Source organism: Paraburkholderia tropica, assembly GCF_900109265.1.
Classification (GTDB): domain Bacteria; phylum Pseudomonadota; class Gammaproteobacteria; order Burkholderiales; family Burkholderiaceae; genus Paraburkholderia; species Paraburkholderia tropica.
On the sequence record NZ_FNZM01000002.1, the window covers coordinates 77,530 to 94,157 of the forward strand.

17 protein-coding genes are annotated in these 16,628 nt (G+C 66.3%); 12 read left to right on the top strand and 5 right to left on the bottom strand.

The window, feature by feature from the left end; translation table 11 throughout:
* The first annotated feature begins 90 nt into the window (after nt 1–90).
* From gshB to ptsP, 4 genes are all read left to right on the top strand, one after another.
* Nucleotides 91–1,044 (top strand): glutathione synthase, encoded by a 954-nt coding sequence (gene gshB / locus BMY06_RS02685; protein ID WP_065062105.1) that lies wholly within the window; start codon nt 91–93, stop codon nt 1,042–1,044.
* Between the two features lie 360 nt (nt 1,045–1,404).
* Entirely contained in the window at nt 1,405–1,992 is a 588-nt protein-coding gene (locus tag BMY06_RS02690; protein ID WP_080180578.1) for a PTS sugar transporter subunit IIA, read from the top strand.
* A gap of 140 nt (nt 1,993–2,132) precedes the next feature.
* A complete protein-coding gene (locus BMY06_RS02695; RefSeq protein ID WP_065062107.1) occupies nt 2,133–2,402 on the top strand; it encodes an HPr family phosphocarrier protein in 270 nt (89 codons plus the stop codon).
* Between the two features lie 275 nt (nt 2,403–2,677).
* Nucleotides 2,678–4,417 carry a phosphoenolpyruvate--protein phosphotransferase gene (ptsP, locus tag BMY06_RS02700; protein ID WP_065062329.1) on the top strand — a complete coding sequence of 580 codons (1,740 nt, stop codon included), beginning with the start codon at nt 2,678–2,680 and terminating at the stop codon, nt 4,415–4,417.
* 91 nt (nt 4,418–4,508) lie between these two features.
* Here the strand turns inward: ptsP and BMY06_RS02705 are convergent, their stop codons facing one another.
* From BMY06_RS02705 to gpmA, 3 genes are all read right to left on the bottom strand, one after another.
* On the bottom strand, nt 4,509–5,264 hold the full coding sequence (locus BMY06_RS02705; protein ID WP_065062109.1) for a HesA/MoeB/ThiF family protein: 756 nt from the start codon (nt 5,262–5,264) through the stop codon (nt 4,509–4,511).
* 172 nt (nt 5,265–5,436) lie between these two features.
* Nucleotides 5,437–7,041: a S41 family peptidase gene (locus BMY06_RS02710; protein WP_074981442.1), complete on the bottom strand. Its 1,605-nt coding sequence runs from the start codon at nt 7,039–7,041 to the stop codon at nt 5,437–5,439.
* A 545-nt stretch (nt 7,042–7,586) separates the two neighbouring features.
* Complete coding sequence (gene gpmA / locus BMY06_RS02715; protein ID WP_065062113.1) at nt 7,587–8,336, bottom strand: 2,3-diphosphoglycerate-dependent phosphoglycerate mutase; 750 nt, start codon at nt 8,334–8,336, stop codon at nt 7,587–7,589.
* 190 nt (nt 8,337–8,526) lie between these two features.
* Between gpmA and BMY06_RS02720 the strand changes: the two genes are divergently transcribed.
* The 5 genes from BMY06_RS02720 to BMY06_RS02740 all read left to right on the top strand — a co-directional run bounded on the left by BMY06_RS02720 (nt 8,527) and on the right by BMY06_RS02740 (nt 11,562).
* The gene (locus BMY06_RS02720; RefSeq protein ID WP_065062115.1) at nt 8,527–8,952 is read left to right on the top strand and encodes a rhodanese-like domain-containing protein; all 426 of its coding nucleotides are present in this window, start codon (nt 8,527–8,529) and stop codon (nt 8,950–8,952) included.
* The gene (gene grxC, locus BMY06_RS02725; protein WP_065062117.1) at nt 8,949–9,212 is read left to right on the top strand and encodes a glutaredoxin 3; all 264 of its coding nucleotides are present in this window, start codon (nt 8,949–8,951) and stop codon (nt 9,210–9,212) included. Before BMY06_RS02720 ends, grxC begins: the two co-directional genes overlap by 4 nt.
* A 232-nt stretch (nt 9,213–9,444) precedes the next feature.
* Complete coding sequence (secB, locus tag BMY06_RS02730; RefSeq protein ID WP_065062119.1) at nt 9,445–9,912, top strand: protein-export chaperone SecB; 468 nt, start codon at nt 9,445–9,447, stop codon at nt 9,910–9,912.
* Nucleotides 9,913–9,957: 45 nt separating this feature from the next.
* Entirely contained in the window at nt 9,958–10,956 is a 999-nt protein-coding gene (locus BMY06_RS02735) for an NAD(P)H-dependent glycerol-3-phosphate dehydrogenase (protein WP_074981444.1), read from the top strand.
* Between the two features lie 81 nt (nt 10,957–11,037).
* Entirely contained in the window at nt 11,038–11,562 is a 525-nt protein-coding gene (locus tag BMY06_RS02740) for an O-acetyl-ADP-ribose deacetylase (protein ID WP_074981446.1), read from the top strand.
* Between the two features lie 24 nt (nt 11,563–11,586).
* On the opposite strand, the gene trmL is transcribed toward BMY06_RS02740, so the two are convergent.
* Both trmL and BMY06_RS02750 read right to left on the bottom strand, forming a co-directional pair.
* A complete protein-coding gene (gene trmL, locus BMY06_RS02745) occupies nt 11,587–12,057 on the bottom strand; it encodes a tRNA (uridine(34)/cytosine(34)/5-carboxymethylaminomethyluridine(34)-2'-O)-methyltransferase TrmL (protein WP_065062125.1) in 471 nt (156 codons plus the stop codon).
* Nucleotides 12,058–12,109: 52 nt separating this feature from the next.
* Nucleotides 12,110–12,943, bottom strand: coding sequence for a ComF family protein (locus BMY06_RS02750; protein WP_074981734.1), 834 nt, complete (start codon nt 12,941–12,943; stop codon nt 12,110–12,112).
* A gap of 186 nt (nt 12,944–13,129) precedes the next feature.
* Here BMY06_RS02750 and BMY06_RS02755 point away from each other — a divergent pair, with 186 nt between their 5' ends.
* From BMY06_RS02755 to coxB, 3 genes are all read left to right on the top strand, one after another.
* On the top strand, nt 13,130–14,119 hold the full coding sequence (locus tag BMY06_RS02755) for a methyltransferase domain-containing protein (protein ID WP_074981448.1): 990 nt from the start codon (nt 13,130–13,132) through the stop codon (nt 14,117–14,119).
* Between the two features lie 263 nt (nt 14,120–14,382).
* Entirely contained in the window at nt 14,383–14,859 is a 477-nt protein-coding gene (locus BMY06_RS02760) for a DUF2244 domain-containing protein (protein WP_065062129.1), read from the top strand.
* 93 nt (nt 14,860–14,952) lie between these two features.
* A complete protein-coding gene (gene coxB, locus BMY06_RS02765; RefSeq protein WP_074981450.1) occupies nt 14,953–16,617 on the top strand; it encodes a cytochrome c oxidase subunit II in 1,665 nt (554 codons plus the stop codon).
* Nucleotides 16,618–16,628: the final 11 nt, after the last annotated feature.

Sequence of the window (16,628 nt, forward strand, 5' to 3'; positions counted from 1 at the left end):
CACCCGCGCCCGACACGACCGATAACACGACGCTGCGCCCGCCCTGTGCGGGCGCAGCCGTCATAACAGCACGGATACAGCAGGGACGACATGGACATTCTCTTCATCGCCGATCCGCTCGAGCGGTTCAAGATCTACAAGGATTCGACCTACGCGATGATGGCCGAGGCCGCGAAGCGCGGCCACACGCTCTATGCGTGCGAGCCGCAGCAGCTCGCCTGGGTGAACGGGCGCGTGGAAGCCGACGTGCGGCGCGTCGAGATCGTCGGCGATACGGCGGACCTGCATCGCGCGCCGTGGTTCACGGCCACGGACGCCACGCGCGCGCTCACGGAGTTCGGCGCGGTGCTGATGCGCAAGGATCCGCCGTTCGACATGGAGTACGTCACGTCGACGTGGCTGCTGGAAATGGCCGAGCGCGCGGGCGCGAAGATCTTCAACAAGCCGCAGGCGATCCGCGATCACTCGGAAAAGCTCGCGATCGGCGAATTTCCGCAGTTCGTCGCGCCCACGCTGGTGACGCGCGACGCCGTGCGACTGCGCAAATTCCACGACGAACATCAGGACGTGATCCTCAAGCCGCTCGACGGCATGGGCGGCATGGGCGTGTTCCGCGTGAAGGCCGACGGCATGAACCTCGGCTCGATCATCGAGATGCTGAGCGAGGACGGCCGCCGCAGCGTGATGGCGCAGAAGTTCATCCCCGAAATCAAGGACGGCGACAAGCGCATCCTGCTGATCGGCGGCGAACCGGTGCCGTACTCGCTCGCGCGCATTCCGCAAGGCAACGAGGTGCGCGGCAATCTGGCCGCGGGCGGTCTGGGCCGCGCGCAGCCGCTCACGGCGCACGACATGGAGATCGCCAAAGCGCTCGGGCCGACGCTGGCCGCGCGCGGGCTGCTGCTGGTGGGGCTCGATGCGATCGGCGACTGGCTCACGGAAGTGAACGTCACGAGCCCGACCTGCTTCCGCGAAATCATGGAGCAGACCGGCTTCGACGTGGCCGCGATGTTCATCGACGCGCTGGAGCGCGCCGCGGCCTGAATGAGCGCGCTTTGACGGTTTCCTGCCGCGTTTCGAGGGGTTGCTCGAACGCGACAGCGCGGCGCTTGATTCCCGGCGCCGCGCCGGCATCTGACAGATGAGGGCGCGTGCGGCGCTGCTGCAGGGCACAAAAACTGCGCATGCCTGATTGTGCGGTTGATGCGTGCGGAATGAAAAACGCGAGCAAAACCGCATGGTCTGCGCGAAAATGACCCTGCTACAATGCCGCGAGTTCGTATCCGGACCGCGCGTGTTGCATCGCCAGAAGCGCGCCCGAGCACGTTCCGACCCTGATGGCCCACGGCTGGCCACCGGTCGGCGCCAGCATCATCCGAAGCCGTTTATTGCAGTCAAGCTGACATGGCAGGGATTCTCATCATCGCCCACGCACCGCTCGCCACCGCGCTGCGCGAGTGCATTGCCCATATTTACGGCGGTTGTCCGGCGCGCATCGGTGCGCTCGACGTGTTGCCCGACAGCGACCCCGCCGAGGTGGTCGCCCAGGCCAACGCCGAAATCGAGCGCCTGCGCGAGGAAAACGGCGCGCTCGTGCTCACCGACATGTTCGGCGCCACGCCTTCGAACATCGCCGCGCGTCTCGCGACGTTGCCGCAGGTGCGCGTGCTGGCGGGCGTGAATCTGCCGATGCTGGTGCGTGCGGTCTGTTACCGCGCGACGCCGCTCGACACGCTCGTCGAAAAGGCGCTGGCGGGCGCGAGCAAAGGCGTGCAGCCGATCGGCCCGAGCACGCCGCAACCCGTCAACGACTGCGGCTGCGCGCCCACGCCGTGCGCGGAAGCGGCCTCCGACGCGGCCGCGGGCATGGCCTCGAAGCCCGTCGGCGCGAGCGTGCTCGGTGCGAAGACCGCACCCGTGCTGGCCGAAGCCGACTGCGCGGACGTCGCAAGCCGCCTCGCCGGCGCGCTCAAACCCGCCGGCGCGGCCTGAGCCCGCCCGTCGAATTAGGGCGGCGCGGCTCGCTGCGCCGCAGCATCGCGCGCGGCGCGGGCCGCGCAGCGAGCACGCCGGGCCACGGCGTCGCACAATCTCACCGCATCACTCCAACTACCCTGCGTCTGGATCGACCTATGCTGCAACAAGAAACGACCATCGTGAACAAACTCGGCCTGCATGCGCGCGCGTCGGCGAAGCTGACGCAACTGGCCGGCAACTATCAGTCGGAAATCTGGATGAGCCGCAACGGCCGCCGCATCAATGCCAAGAGCATCATGGGCGTGATGATGCTGGCCGCGGGCATCGGCAGCACGGTGCTGATCGAAACGGAAGGCCCCGACGAGCAGGACGCCATGAGCGCGCTGCTCAAGCTCATCGCCGACAAGTTCGGCGAAGGCCAGTGAAGCACGGCCGCTGTTAGCCTCCCGACGCCGCGTCTCGACGCGGCGTTTTCATTTGCTCGACGCGGTATTCGCTTACGGTGTCTTGCAAGACCTAAAGATCGGCGCAAGCCGGACGACATACGAGGACACGCCCCGCACCGCGAAGACTTGCCGCGCTGCAAAACGCGTGTCGCCGGGAAACATCGGCACGCAGCGGAATTTATAATGACGGGCGGGGTCAGAGAGTGCGCATTGCAGCGGTTTGCCGCGGCATCACATAACCAGAGGAGGTGCGCGTGCCGTTCACGCTGCATGGAATTCCCGTATCGCGCGGTATTGCCATCGGGCGGGCGTATTTGATCGCTCCGGCCGCGCTCGACGTCGATCACTATCTGGTCGAGCTGTCGCAGATCGAAGCCGAAATCGAGCGCTTCCGGGCCGCGCTCAAGCGCGTCGAGCAGGAGCTGGACACCTTGCGCGCCGACCTCGCCGCCGACGCGCCCAGCGAAATGGGCGCGTTCATCGGCGTACATCTCATGATCCTGAACGACGTGATGCTCGTGCAGGAAACCATGGACCTCATCCGCACGCGCCGCTTCAACGTCGAGTGGGCGCTCACCGAGCAGCTCGAACGCCTCACGCGCCACTTCGACGAAGTCGAGGACGAATACCTGCGCGAACGCAAGGCCGACATCGAGCAGGTGGTCGAGCGCGTGCTCAAGGCGCTCGCGGGCGCGTCGCCCACGCCGCTGCACGGCAGTTGCGACGAGATGATCGTGGTCGCGCACGACATCGCGCCCGCCGACATGCTGCAGTTCAAGGGCCAAACCTTCCAGGGCTTCGTCACCGATCTGGGCGGCCGCACCTCGCATACGGCGATCGTCGCGCGCAGCCTGGGCATTCCGGCGGCGGTCGGCGTGCAGCAGGCGAGCGCGCTGATTCGCCAGGACGATCTCATCATCGTCGATGGCGATCATGGCGTGGTGATCGTCGATCCCGCGCCCATCGTGCTCGAGGAGTACACCTATCGTCAGAGCGAGATGGCGCTCGAGCGCCGCAAGCTGCAGCGCCTGAAGTTCTCGCCCACGCAGACGCTGTGCGGCACGCGCATCCAGCTCAGCGCGAACATCGAGCTGCCCGAGGACGCCCAGGCGGCGCTCGATTCGGGCGCGACCGGCGTGGGTCTGTTCCGCACCGAGTTCCTGTTCATGAATCACAAGGACCAGTTGCCGGAGGAGGACGAGCAGTTCGAGGCCTACAAGCGCGCGGCCGAGCTGATGAACGGGCTGCCCGTGACCATCCGCACAATCGACGTCGGCGCGGACAAGCCGCTCGATGCGCTCACCGGCGCCGACGGCTACGAGACCGCCGCGAACCCGGCGCTGGGGCTGCGTGCGATCCGCTGGAGCCTGTCCGAGCCGCAGATGTTCCTCACGCAGCTGCGCGCGATCCTGCGCGCCTCGGCGTTCGGCAACGTGAAGATCCTGATTCCGATGCTCGCGCACGCGCAGCAGATCGACCAGACGCTCGACCTGATCCGCGAGGCGCGGCGTCAGCTCGACGACGCGGGCCTCGCCTACGACTCGAACATCCAGGTGGGCGCGATGATCGAGATTCCGGCGGCGGCGCTGGCCTTGCCGATGTTCCTGCGCCGGCTCGATTTCCTCTCGATCGGCACCAACGATCTGATTCAGTACACGCTCGCGATCGACCGCGCCGACAACGCCGTGGCCGACCTCTACGACCCGCTGCACCCGGCGGTGCTGCAACTGATCGCGCACACGCTGCGCGAAGCGAAGCGCGCGGGCGTGCCGGTCTCCGTGTGCGGCGAGATGGCGGGCGATCCGCAGCTCACGCGACTGCTGCTCGGCATGGGGCTCACGGAGTTCTCGATGCATCCGAGCCAGTTGCTGGTGGTGAAGCAGGAGATCCTGCGCTCGCAGTTGAAGGCGCTCGAAAAGCCGGTCGCCGATGTGCTGGCCGCCTATGAGCCCGAAGAGTTGCAGGCGGCGTTGGTGCGTCTTGCGCAGGCGTGATTTGCGCGGTTTTGCTTCTCGGGCTTCCCGTACTCCTCGTGCTTCAAAAGCAAAAAAGCCCCGGCATGCCGGGGCTTTTTTGTTGGCGCGCTCACACGTGCCGTTCGCCGCAGACGGGGCAATCGGGCTGGCGCGCGATGCGCATCGTGTTCCACTCCATGCGCAGCGAATCGAGCATCATCAGCCGGCCGACGAGCGGCGTGCCGATCTCGCCGACCACACGCAGCGCTTCCGCGGCCTGCATCGCGCCGATGATGCCCACCGTGGGCGCGAACACGCCCATCGTCGAGCACGCGACTTCCTCGAACGGTTGATCCTCGGGGAACACGCAGGCGTAGCAGGGCGAGTCCTCGCGGCGGAAGTCGAAGGTGCTGATCTGGCCGTCGAAACGCAGCGCCGCGCCCGAGACGAGCGGCACGCCATGCTTCACGCAGGCGCGGTTGATCGCGTGGCGCGTGGCGAAGTTGTCGGTGCAATCGAGCACCACGCTCATCTTCGGCACCTGCTCGTCGAGCCAGGCGTCGTCGATGCGCGCCTGCACGGCGTTGACCGTCACTTCCGGATTCAGGCGCGCGATGGCGTCGCGGCCCGACTCGACCTTGGCGCGGCCCACCGACGCCGTCTCGTGCATGATCTGCCGCTGCAGATTGGTGAGATCGACCGTGTCGTTGTCGACGAGCGTGAGCGTGCCCACACCCGACGCCGCGAGATACATCGCCGCCGGCGAGCCGAGGCCGCCCGCGCCGATCACGAGTGCATGCGCGTCGAGAAAGCGCTGCTGCGCCTCGATGCCGATCTCGTCGACGAGGATATGGCGGGAATAGCGGAGGAGTTGGTCGTCGTTCATCGCGGGGCGCACGGTGCGAGGCGCGCGATGGACAGAAGACCGTGAGACGCGCGCCGGAAATACGGATTCGCGAAAGTCGCGAAGTTCGTATTGTACCGGCGGCGGGAGCTTCGCTCCGGGGCGCGCGTGGTGGTGCTAACGCGGCCCCCGGAGCGGGTGAGGCAGATGCAGCTTACTTCGCGGGAGCCGACGCCGGCGCGGGCGCCGTTGCAGGTGCGGAAGCAGCGGCCGGAGCCGACGCGCCCGGCGCCATGATCTGCGCGCCCGGCTTCACGGCGATGGGCGCCGAAGCCGAGGTGGGCGGCTTCTGCTGCGCCATGCGGCGTTCCATCGGCGACTTCGATTCGACCACCGGCTTGCCCTGAAGCTTGTTCAGCGCCTGCTGGAGCATGAAGTCGTCAGTCGAACCGAATTCGACCGGCTTGCGCTCGCGATCCTTCTGGCGCTGTTCCGGCGTCTTCTTGTCGTTCTGCTCTTCGAGCTGACGCAGCATGTCCATGCGCTCCTGCTCGCGCACGTCCTGCTCCTTCTTCTCGTCCGGATCCTGCGTGTTGGCGAGGTGGTTCTGGTAGTCCACTTCGCGCGTGACGAGTGCGTCGTCCGGATCGCCGTCCGCGTACTGATCGACCGCGACGTCAGGACGGATGCCCTTGTTCTGGATCGAGCGGCCGCTCGGCGTGTAGTAGTACGCCGTGGTCAGACGCAGCGCCGTGTCGGCCGTCATCGGACGCACGGTTTGCACCGAGCCCTTGCCGAAGGTCGTCTTGCCGATGATGAGCGCACGCTTCTGGTCCTGCAGCGCGCCCGCGACGATTTCCGACGCCGACGCCGAGTAGGCGTTGGTCAGCACGATCATCGGCACGGTCTTGAACTCGGCCGCCTCGCCCTTGAGCGGGTCGCCGTCGAACGACGGCAGGCGGTAGTTCTCGTAGTTGTCGCGATAGACCTGCTTCGAGTCCGGAATCTGGCCGTTGGTCGAGACGACGACCGAGTCGGCCGGCAGGAACGCGCCCGCCACGCCGACCGCGCTCTGCAGCAGACCGCCGCCGTTGTTGCGCAGATCGAGGATGAGGCCCTTCAGGTTCGGCTCCTGACGCGCGATGTCCTGCAGCTTGGCTGCGAGGTCAGGCGTGGTGCGTTCCTGGAAGCTCGTGATGCGGATGTACGCGTAACCCGGCTGCAGGATCTTCGACTTCACGCTCTGCACCTTGATGATGGCGCGCGTGATGGTGAGCGGGAAGGTGCGGTCGTCGGTCTTGCGGAAGATCGTGAGCGTGACCTTCGTGCCCGGATCGCCGCGCATCTGCTTGACGGCCTGGTCGAGCGTCATGCCGCGCACGGGCTTGTCGTTGATACGCGTGATGAGGTCGCCCGGACGGATGCCGGCGCGGAACGCGGGCGTGTCTTCGATGGGCGAGATCACCTTGATCAGGCCGTCTTCCGAGGAGATCTCGATGCCGAGGCCCGCGAAGCGGCCCTTGGTCTGTTCCTGGAGTTCCTGGTAGTCGGTCTTGTCGAGATACGACGAATGCGGGTCGAGACTCGACACCATGCCCTTGATGGCGGCGGTGAGGAGCTTCTTGTCGTCGACCGGCGTGACGTACTCATGCTTGATCTGACCGAAGACTTCGGCGAAGAGCCGCAGCTGGTCGAGCGGCAGCGGCTCGATCACGGTCTGCTGGGTCTGCTGCGCCGAGGCGGAAATCTGCAGGGTGGCAAATACGCCGGTCGCGAGGCCAGCGGCGATCAGGCCGATGTTTTTCAGGTTCTTTCGCATAGAGTTTGTTGCGTGCGGTCGAGGCGCGTGAAAAATAGGCGCGTGGCAGCGTCTAATGGAAAAGCGACGGACAAGTATAACTGCACAGTTGCCGCGTCTGTGTACAAGGCGCGTTCAGCGTCGGGTTCGAGGGATGAACGGGCATGAATCGAAGCGCGCGGCCAGCCGAACGTTGCGTGTTCGACAACCGCGCTGCGGCCGGGTTCGCAAGCCGCGTGCCGTGAATTGTGCCGTGAATTGCGCCTCGGAGGCAGACTGGACGCGGGTGTGGCGGCGAACTGGCGGGAAGCTGGCGGCGCTGTCAGCCCGCCGCGCGAGCGTGCGCAAAGACGATGGCGGCACGTAGCTCGCGCGAAAGGATGGCGCAAGGGATGACGTGAGCGGCGATGCAGGAGATAACGCAGCGCGGTGCGGACACGGCGGAGGCGAAGTCGGCATGCGAGCTTGAGTCGACAGCTTCAGCCGGCCTGGGCGTAAACCGCCGGCGCCCGCTCGAAAGGAGCGGGCGCCGGCGAGAGTCATGCGTGAGCGAAGCGAGGCGTGGATCAGCCCGCTTTCTTGCCCTGGTTCGCGACGGCGGCCTGAGCCTGCGCGATGGCCTCGGCGTCGCCGAGGTAGTAATGCGTGATGGGCTTGAGGTTCTCGTCGAGCTCATAGACGAGCGGCACGCCGTTCGGAATGTTCAGGCCGACGATGTCGCTGTCCGAAATGCCGTCCAGATACTTCACGAGCGCGCGGATCGAGTTGCCGTGCGCGGCGATCACGACGTTCTTGCCCGACTTGATGGCCGGCGCGATCGACTCGTTCCACAGCGGCAGCACGCGCGCGACCGTGTCCTTCAGGCACTCGGTCAGCGGCAGTTGCTCGCGCGGCACCTTGGCGTAGCGCGGGTCGTTGTAGGCCGTGCGGTCGTCCGACGGATCGAGCGCGGGCGGCGGCGTGTCGTAGCTGCGGCGCCAGACGAGCACCTGTTCGTCGCCGTACTTCGCAGCCGTTTCCGCCTTGTTCAGGCCCGAAAGCGCGCCGTAATGACGCTCGTTCAGACGCCACGAGTGGACGACCGGGAGGTACATCTGGTCCATCTGGTCCTGGACGTGCCAGAGCGTGCGGATCGCGCGCTTGAGCACCGACGTGTAGGCGATGTCGAACGCATAGCCGGATGCCTTGAGGAGCTGGCCGGCCTGCTGGGCCTCGCGATTGCCCTGTTCGGTCAGGTCGACGTCCACCCAGCCGGTGAAGCGGTTTTCCTTGTTCCACGTCGATTCGCCGTGGCGGATGAGTACGAGTTTGTACATGAGGATGCCGGTCGGTAGTGAAGAAGCGGTAATCGGGGACGGGAACAGCCAGCAAGCCAGGGCGGCCCGGTCCATCGGGTTGTGCGCCCGGGCTGGGGGGCGTCAACCCTGCGACAAACGGTTATTTTATAATGAGCGGATTGTCCGAACTCGATTTCCCACGATTTCTCTTTTTCCCGGCGGCCCCTCCGTGACGTTCTTCACCAATTACATCAACCTTGTTCTCATCGCGATCGTCCTCATCTCAGGAGGGTTGCTCCTGTGGCCGACGCTCAAACGCGGCGGCCGCGGCGGCGTATCGGCCGCCGAAGCCACGCAGATGATCAACCGCCGCAACGCGGTGGTGATCGACGTGCGTTCGGCCGACGAATTCGCGAAGGGCCATCTGCCCGCCGCCCGCCATCTGCCGATGAGCGAGCTGCAGGGCAAGATCGGCCAGTTCGTGAAGAACAAGAGCAACCCGGTGCTGCTGGTCTGCCAGACGGGCCAGCACTCGAACAAGGCCGCGAGCCTTGTGAAGGAAGCCGGTTTTGCCGAAGTCCACGTGCTGGACGGCGGCGTGAACGCCTGGCAGCAGGCCGGTATGCCGGTCGTGAAACAAGGAGGTTCGAAGTGAACAAAGTGGTCATGTACAGCACCCAGGTGTGCCCGTATTGCCAGATGGCCGAACGTCTTTTAAAGTCGCGCGGCGTCGAACACATCGAGAAAGTGCTGATCGACCGGGATCCGGCGCGTCGTGAAGAAATGATGACGCGTACCGGCCGTCGCACGGTGCCGCAGGTCTATATCGGCGAGACGCATGTGGGCGGTTACGATGACCTCTCCGCGCTCGACCGTGCAGGCGGCCTGATGCCGCTGCTCGAAGCTGCGGCCTGAGTTTCGGGCTGCGCATCGGACCGCGCGTCGGTCCGATGCATTCGCCGCCTGGCAAGGGCGGTTCGGGCGCGGTAACAGCGCCCCAGGTTTCGCCCGCGCGAGCCGGAAAGGTTCGCGCGGGCGTGTTGTCGTTTGTTGCTGCTCAGTGCGGCTGCGTCGCGCGGACTCGCCTCATTGCGAGACCTTGCGATACTGTGCAGCCGCAGTTCATTTAATCAGGAAGCCAAACACCATGTCTGACGAGAATAACCAGCCGTTCTTCAACATCCAGCGCATTTACCTCAAGGACCTGTCGCTCGAGCAGCCGAACTCGCCGGCCATCTTCCTTGAGCAGGACATGCCGTCGGTTGAAGTGGAAGTCGACGTCAAGGCCGAACGCCTCGCGGAATCGGTGTTCGAGATCCTCGTCACCGGCACGGTCACCGCCAAGGTCAAGGACAAGGTTGCGTTCCTGATCGAAGCCAAGCAAGCCGGCATTTTCGACATCCGCAACATCCCGGCGGAACAGGTCGATCCGCTCGTCGGCATCGCTTGCCCGACCATCCTGTTCCCGTATCTGCGCTCGAACATCGCCGACGCGATCACGCGTGCGGGCTTCCCGCCGATCCACCTCGCCGAGATCAACTTCCAGGCGCTCTACGAGCAACGCCTGCAGCAGATCGCGCAGCAGCAGGACGGCGCCAGCAACGCCACGCATTGATCGTTTTTTGATCGCTGATCGAACCAACCGGTGCGGAGTATCGGAATGAAAGTCGCCGTTCTCGGCGCCGGAGCGTGGGGCACCGCGCTGGCGGGCCATCTGGCCCAGGCGCATGACACGGTGTTGTGGGCGCGCGATGGCGCGCTCGTCGACGCCCTGCGTAAAACGCACGAGAACGCCCGCTATCTGGCGGGCGTCTCGCTGCCTGAATCTCTCCAGTACGAAACCGATCTCGCTGCCGCGCTCGACTACGGCGCGGGCGAAGCGGATCTGGTCGTGCTCGGCACACCCGTGGCGGGCCTGCGCGACATGCTGCGCACGATGCGCGACATGGGCCGCGTGCCCGCGCATTTCGTGTGGCTTTGCAAAGGCTTCGAAGCCGACTCGCAGTTGATGCCGCATCAGGTCGTCGCGGCGGAATTGCCCGACCACGCGAGCAATGGCGTGCTGTCCGGCCCGAGTTTCGCGCGCGAAGTGGGCGAGGGTCTGCCCGTCGCGCTCACGGTCGCGAGTGCGTCGGCCGACTGCCGCGAGCGCACGCTCGCCGCATTCCATCACCGTGCGATGCGCATCTATACCGGCGACGACGTCGTCGGCGTGGAAGTGGGCGGCGCGGTCAAGAACGTGCTTGCCATCGCCACCGGCATCTCGGACGGACTCGGCCTCGGCCTGAACGCACGCGCCGCGCTCATCACGCGCGGTCTCGCGGAAATGACGCGTCTGGGCGTGACGCTCGGCGGCCGCGCGGAGACCTTTACGGGTCTCACGGGCCTCGGCGACCTCATCCTTACCGCCACCGGCGACCTGTCGCGCAACCGCACCGTCGGCAAGCAGCTGGCGAGCGGGCGCACGCTCGACGACATCCTCGGCGCGCTCGGCCACGTGGCCGAAGGCGTGCGCTGCGCGCGCGCCGTGCTGGCGATCGCGCGCGCGCATCGGATCGACATGCCGATCACCGAGGCGGTATGCGCCGTGCTGTTCGACGGCGTGGCGCCGCGCGACGCCGTGAGCGCCCTGCTCAGGCGCGACGCGAAGGCGGAATAGTCCCGCGCGGCCACGGCGCGCCTTCGCCGTGAGGGTGCGAGGTTGCGCGAGGTTGCGCACAAGCGCGCAAGGAGGACCGTCATGCTCACCCTCGGAGCGTGCCGCGTCGAGGCGCGAGTCGTGGACATCACGACGCTCGCCGTCGACGCCATCGTGAACGCCGCGAACACCTCGCTGCTCGGCGGCGGCGGCGTGGACGGCGCGATCCATCGCGCGGCCGGCCCCGGCCTGCTGCGCGAGTGCGAGCCGCTGCACGGCTGTCCGACCGGCGACGCCAAACTCACCGCCGGCTACCGGCTTCCCGCAAAACACGTGATTCACACCGTTGGTCCGGTCTGGAACGGCGGCGCGCGCGACGAGGCGTTCCTGCTGGCCTCGAGTTACCGGCGCTCGCTTGAAGTGGCGCGCGAGGCGAACGTGCGCAGCATCGCGTTTCCCGCCATCAGCTGCGGCGTGTACCGATTCCCGCCCGACGAAGCGGTGAGCATCGCGTTCGCAACCGTCATCGACACCCTGCCCGCGTATCCGGCGCTCGAACGCGTGATCTTCGCGTGCTTCGACGAGGCGATGCTCGCGCGTTACGAGCGCGAACTGCGTGCCCGATGAGCACGCTTCACCGTCAATCCGCCCTTATTCCCCGCCCTCGAAACCGGCCTGACGCCACGCTTCGAACACCACGACCGCGACCGTATTCGACAGATTCAGGCTGCGATTGCCGGGCCGCATCGGCAGGCGCACGCGCTGTTCGGGCGCGAAGCGCTCCAGCACGCCGTCGGGCAGGCCACGCGTTTCCGCACCGAACACGAACCAGTCGCCCGGCAGGAACGCGTGATCGTGAAAGCGCCCCGAGCCGCGCGTGGTGAACGCGAACATGCGCGCCGGATCGGGCGTTTCCTTGGCGACGAACGCGTCCCAGTTGGCGTGCACGTGCATCTGCGCGTATTCGTGATAGTCGAGGCCCGCGCGGCGCATCTTCGTGTCGTCGAGCGGAAAGCCGAGCGGCTCGATCAGATGCAGCCGGGCGCCCGTGTTCGCGCACAGGCGAATGACGTTGCCGGTGTTCGGCGGAATTTCCGGTTCGACGAGAACGACGTTGAACATGATGATGAAACTCGTGAAAAGACGATAAAAACGATAAAAAAGCGCGCGGCGCTCAGTCCTTCGGCGTGCGAAGCGCGACGAAATTCGTCACGCGCCGCGCGCCCGCAGCCTTGAGGGTGCGGGCGAGGGCGTCGAGCGTCGCGCCCGAGGTCATGACGTCGTCGACCACGCCCAGGTGCAGGCCGCGCAGATCGGTGCGCCTCAACGCGAACGCCCGGCCCACGTTGCGGCGGCGCGTTTCGCGGTCGAGCTTCGATTGCGGCGCCGTGTGCAGCGTGCGGCGCAGCAGCGTGGCGTCGGCGCGCGTGCCGAGCGCGCGCGCCAGCGGTTTCGCGATCAGCCACGCCTGGTTGTAGCCGCGTTCGATCAGGCGCTCGCGCGAAAGCGGCACGGGCACGATCAGATCGGGCACGTCGGTTTCGCCATTCGCGGCGGACTCCGCAGCATCGAGCCAATCGTCGGTGGCCAGCGCGAGCCGCCGCGCGAATTCCTCGCCCAGCGCGAGCCGCGCGCGGAACTTGAGCCCGCGCGCGAGACCGTCGAGCGGCGCACGATAGTCGGCGAGCGCGAGCGTCGCATCGAAGGCGGGCGGTGTTTTCAGGCACGCCTCGCAGCGATGGCGGCCGCGTTCCGCCTCCGCGCCATCCCGCCGCTGCATCCCGCGTCGCGCGCTCGCGAGCGGCAGCGCGCATACCGCGCAGCGCAGCCGCGCCTCGTTCCAGTACGCGGCATCGCAGCCCTCGCACAGCAGGCCGCGCGCGCTGGACGCCCCGGACACGCTGACACTGCCTCGCGTCAAATTGCCGCATAATGGGCACGGATTGGGCAGCACGAAGTGGGCGAGCCGCGACCAACGCGCTCGCACGCTCTGGCAGACGCGCGGCAGGGCCCGGGATGGGTTCGAACCCTGGGTCCGGCAAGCGGCGCGTCGCGAGGCGGGCGACTCAAGAGACGTCGAAGGGGACGTCGAAGCGGGCGGCGGCGGCATCGAAGGGCGGCCCGTAGCGGGCTCGTGAACTGAAAGGATGGGAGTGAGCGAGTATACTTCGCAGACTTCGCCAATACGACCGACATGTCCCCGTCTCACCCCAGACCCGGCCGTCCGGCCTATGATCCGCGCCATGTGCAGCGGATTTTCGATCGTCGCGCGGCGACTTTCGACGAGGTCGCGTTCCTGCCGCGAGAAATCGCGAGCCGCATGCGCGAGCGCCTCGACTACATCAAGGTGAGCCCCACGTGCGTGCTCGACCTGGGCTGCGGCCCCGGTGACGACCTCCCGAATCTGCGCGAGCGCTTCCCCGAAGCGCCGGTGTTCGGCGCCGATCTTTCGTTTGCGATGCTCGAGCGCGCCCGCGCGCACGACGCCGGCGACACGAGCTGGCGCCGGTTCCTCCCCGTTTCGATCGGCCGGGCGCTCGGCGCACGCGGTCCGCGTTTCGCGCAGGCCGACTTCGCCGAACTGCCGTTTGCGCACGGCGCATTCGAGATGCTGTGGTCGAACCTCGCGCTGCACTGGCATCCGCGCCCGGACCTCGTGTTCGGCGAATGGCAGCGCGTGCTCAAGGTGAACGGCCTGCTGATGTTCAGCACGCTTGGCCCCGACACGCTCAAGGAGCTACGTGGCGCCTATGCCGAAGTCGAGGCCGCGCACGGCGTGGCCACGCAGCCGCACGTGATCGATTTCGTTGACATGCACGATCTCGGCGACATGCTGGTCGAGAACGGCTTTGAGATTCCGGTGATGGATCAGGAGACGCTCACCGTCACCTACAAGACGCCGGAAAAGCTGCTCGCCGACGTGCGCCGCTGGGGCGCCTATCCGTTCGGCTGGGAAGCGTCCGACGCCGACGCGCCGGCGCTCGCGCCGCGTCGCCTCTATCGTGCGCTGCTGGACGCGCTCGAGGCGCGCCGGCTGCACGACGGACCGAACGCGGGAACCATCCCGCTCACCTTCGAAATCATCTACGGACACGCCTGGAAGGCCGTGCCGCGCACGACGGCTGAAGGCCACGGGATCGTGCGGATCGAAGATATTGGACGCGGTTCGGCAAGGAATCGCTGACGTGGTAAGGGGGCTTTCGTTATGTCTGAAATTAGCGCCTGAAAAGCCCCCGAATTTTTGTTGAAAAATCGCTGGAAGTGCCGTCTGGTAAGGGTTTTAGGCAGATTGGGGCTTGCTTGTGAGGGCTGGGGTTCGCGCCTATAATGCGTCAGCTTGCTGCACGGGCAGACCCCAAATCCGACACGGCAAGTCCAGATCTCCCGCAGTTGTGTAAGGCGCAAAGCGGCGATAGTCTGAGGATGTTGCAGTGGGGGGAGCGAGCGATGCAGACATCTGATCTGCTGGCGAGTCCGGAGCCGGTCCTGAAAGACTGGACCATGAAGCGCAATTGTTCGGTTTCGCCCAGGCAATTCGTGTTGTTCTATGTGTCGCTGGCGCTGGTCTCCATCGCGATCGCCGTTCTGCTGTTGATCCACGGCGCCTGGCTGGTTTTGCCGTTCACTGGAATCGATCTGTTGGTAGTTGGGGGCGCCTTCGCCATCTATGCGCGCCATGCTGTCGATTACGAACGTATCAGGCTATATCCGAACCGGCTGGTGATCGAGCAGATGAGCGCCAACGCGCTCACCCAGTTCGAATTCAATCCCCGCTGGGTCCGGGTCGAGCCGGGCGCGACCCCACGCGATCCGGTGCGTCTCGTGTCCCGCGGCCAGGCGGTCGCTGTCGGGTTGCATCTGCCGCAGTATCGGCGTGCGCAGTTCGCGCGGGAACTGCGTGCGTGGCTTGCGCGCGCGGGCTGAAATCATGCGCGTTGCGTCATTTTACGAGTCGCGGCGCGAGCGCCCCAGGGCGCGACCTGATTGCGAAACCTTCCTGCGGGGTCGAGGGTTTGAATGGAAAATATGGGTAAGGAAGCTATGAAAACAATCAAGCGAGCCCTACAGGGCGTGCTCGCGTGCAGCGGACTTCTGGTCGCGGGCGCGGCACTCGCAGTCGGAGACAGTCCGGGCGGTCCAGCGGTCAACGAGATCAATCTCCAGCCGCCCGTCACGCGCATCGCAGAAGAGCTTTACAGCCTCCATACGATGATGCTGATCCTATGCACGGTGATTTTCATCGGCGTATTCGGCGTCATGTTCTATTCGATTTTTGCGCACCGCAAATCGAAGGGTCATCAGGCCGCGCATTTCCACGAGAGCACGACCGTCGAAATCATCTGGACGGTGGTGCCGTTCGTGATCGTCGTGCTGATGGCGCTGCCGGCGACCAAGGCCGTCGTGGCCATGAAAGACACCTCCAACGCCGATCTCACCGTGAAGGTCACCGGCTATCAGTGGAAGTGGGGCTACGACTACGTGAAGGGGCCGGGCGAGGGCATCAGCTTTCTTTCGACGCTGACCACGCCGCGCGCCGAAGTGAACGGCCATGCGCCGATCACCGACACCTATCTGCAGGAAGTCGACAACCCGCTCGTCGTGCCGGTCAACAAGAAGATCCGCGTGATCACGACCGCCAACGACGTGGTGCACTCGTGGTACGTGCCGGCGTTCGGCGTGAAGCAGGACGCGATTCCGGGCTTCGTGCGCGACACGTGGTTCAAGGCCGAGAAGACGGGCACCTACCGCGGCTTCTGTACCGAGCTGTGCGGCAAGGAGCACGCCTACATGCCGGTCGTGGTCGAAGTGCTGTCCGACGACGACTACGCGAAGTGGGTGCAGACGCAGAAGGCGAAGATGTCGGCCGCCAACGACGACCCGAACAAGACCTACACGCTCGCGGAACTGAAGGAGCGCGGCGCGAAGGTCTACGCGGCCAACTGCGCGGTGTGCCACCAGCCGACCGGCAAGGGCGCGGGCGCGTTTCCGGCGCTCGACGGCAGCAAGGTCGCGAACGGTCCGATCGCCGAGCACGTGAGCATCGTGCTGCACGGCAAGAACGCGATGCCGTCGTGGGCGCCCACGCTCAACGACGTGGAGATCGCTTCGGTCATCACCTTCGAGCGCAATTCGTGGGGCAACCACATGGGCGACCTCCTGCAACCGCGTCAGGTCGCCGACGCCCGCAACGGCAAGCTGCCCGAAGGCGGCGCGACGGCTGCGGCGGGTGCTGCTGCGGGTACTGCGGCGGGTGCCGATCAGGCCGCGTCAAGCGGTGCGGCGGGCGCTTCCGCTGCGTCGGGCGCGGATCAGGCCGCCGCCGCGAGCGGTGCGGATCAAGCCTCCGGCGCGGCGCAAGCCGGCGCGTCGCTGCCCGCGAACGTCTACTTCGAGATCGGCAAGAGCACGCTGCCCGTCGACGCGAAGGACGCGATCCAGGCCGCCGCCGATTACGCGAAGGCGCACCCCGACGCGAAATTCACGCTCTCGGGCTACACCGACGCGAGCGGCAAGGCCGACGCGAACGCCGAACTCGCCAAGCATCGCGCGCAAGCCGTGCGCGACGCGCTGAAGGCGGCCGGCATCGCCGAAGACCGCATCATCATGAAGAAGCCGGAAACCGTTACTGGCGGCGCCGACCCGAAAGAGGCGCGCCGCGTGGCGATCAGCCCGGCGGCTTGAGCCGGGCGGCC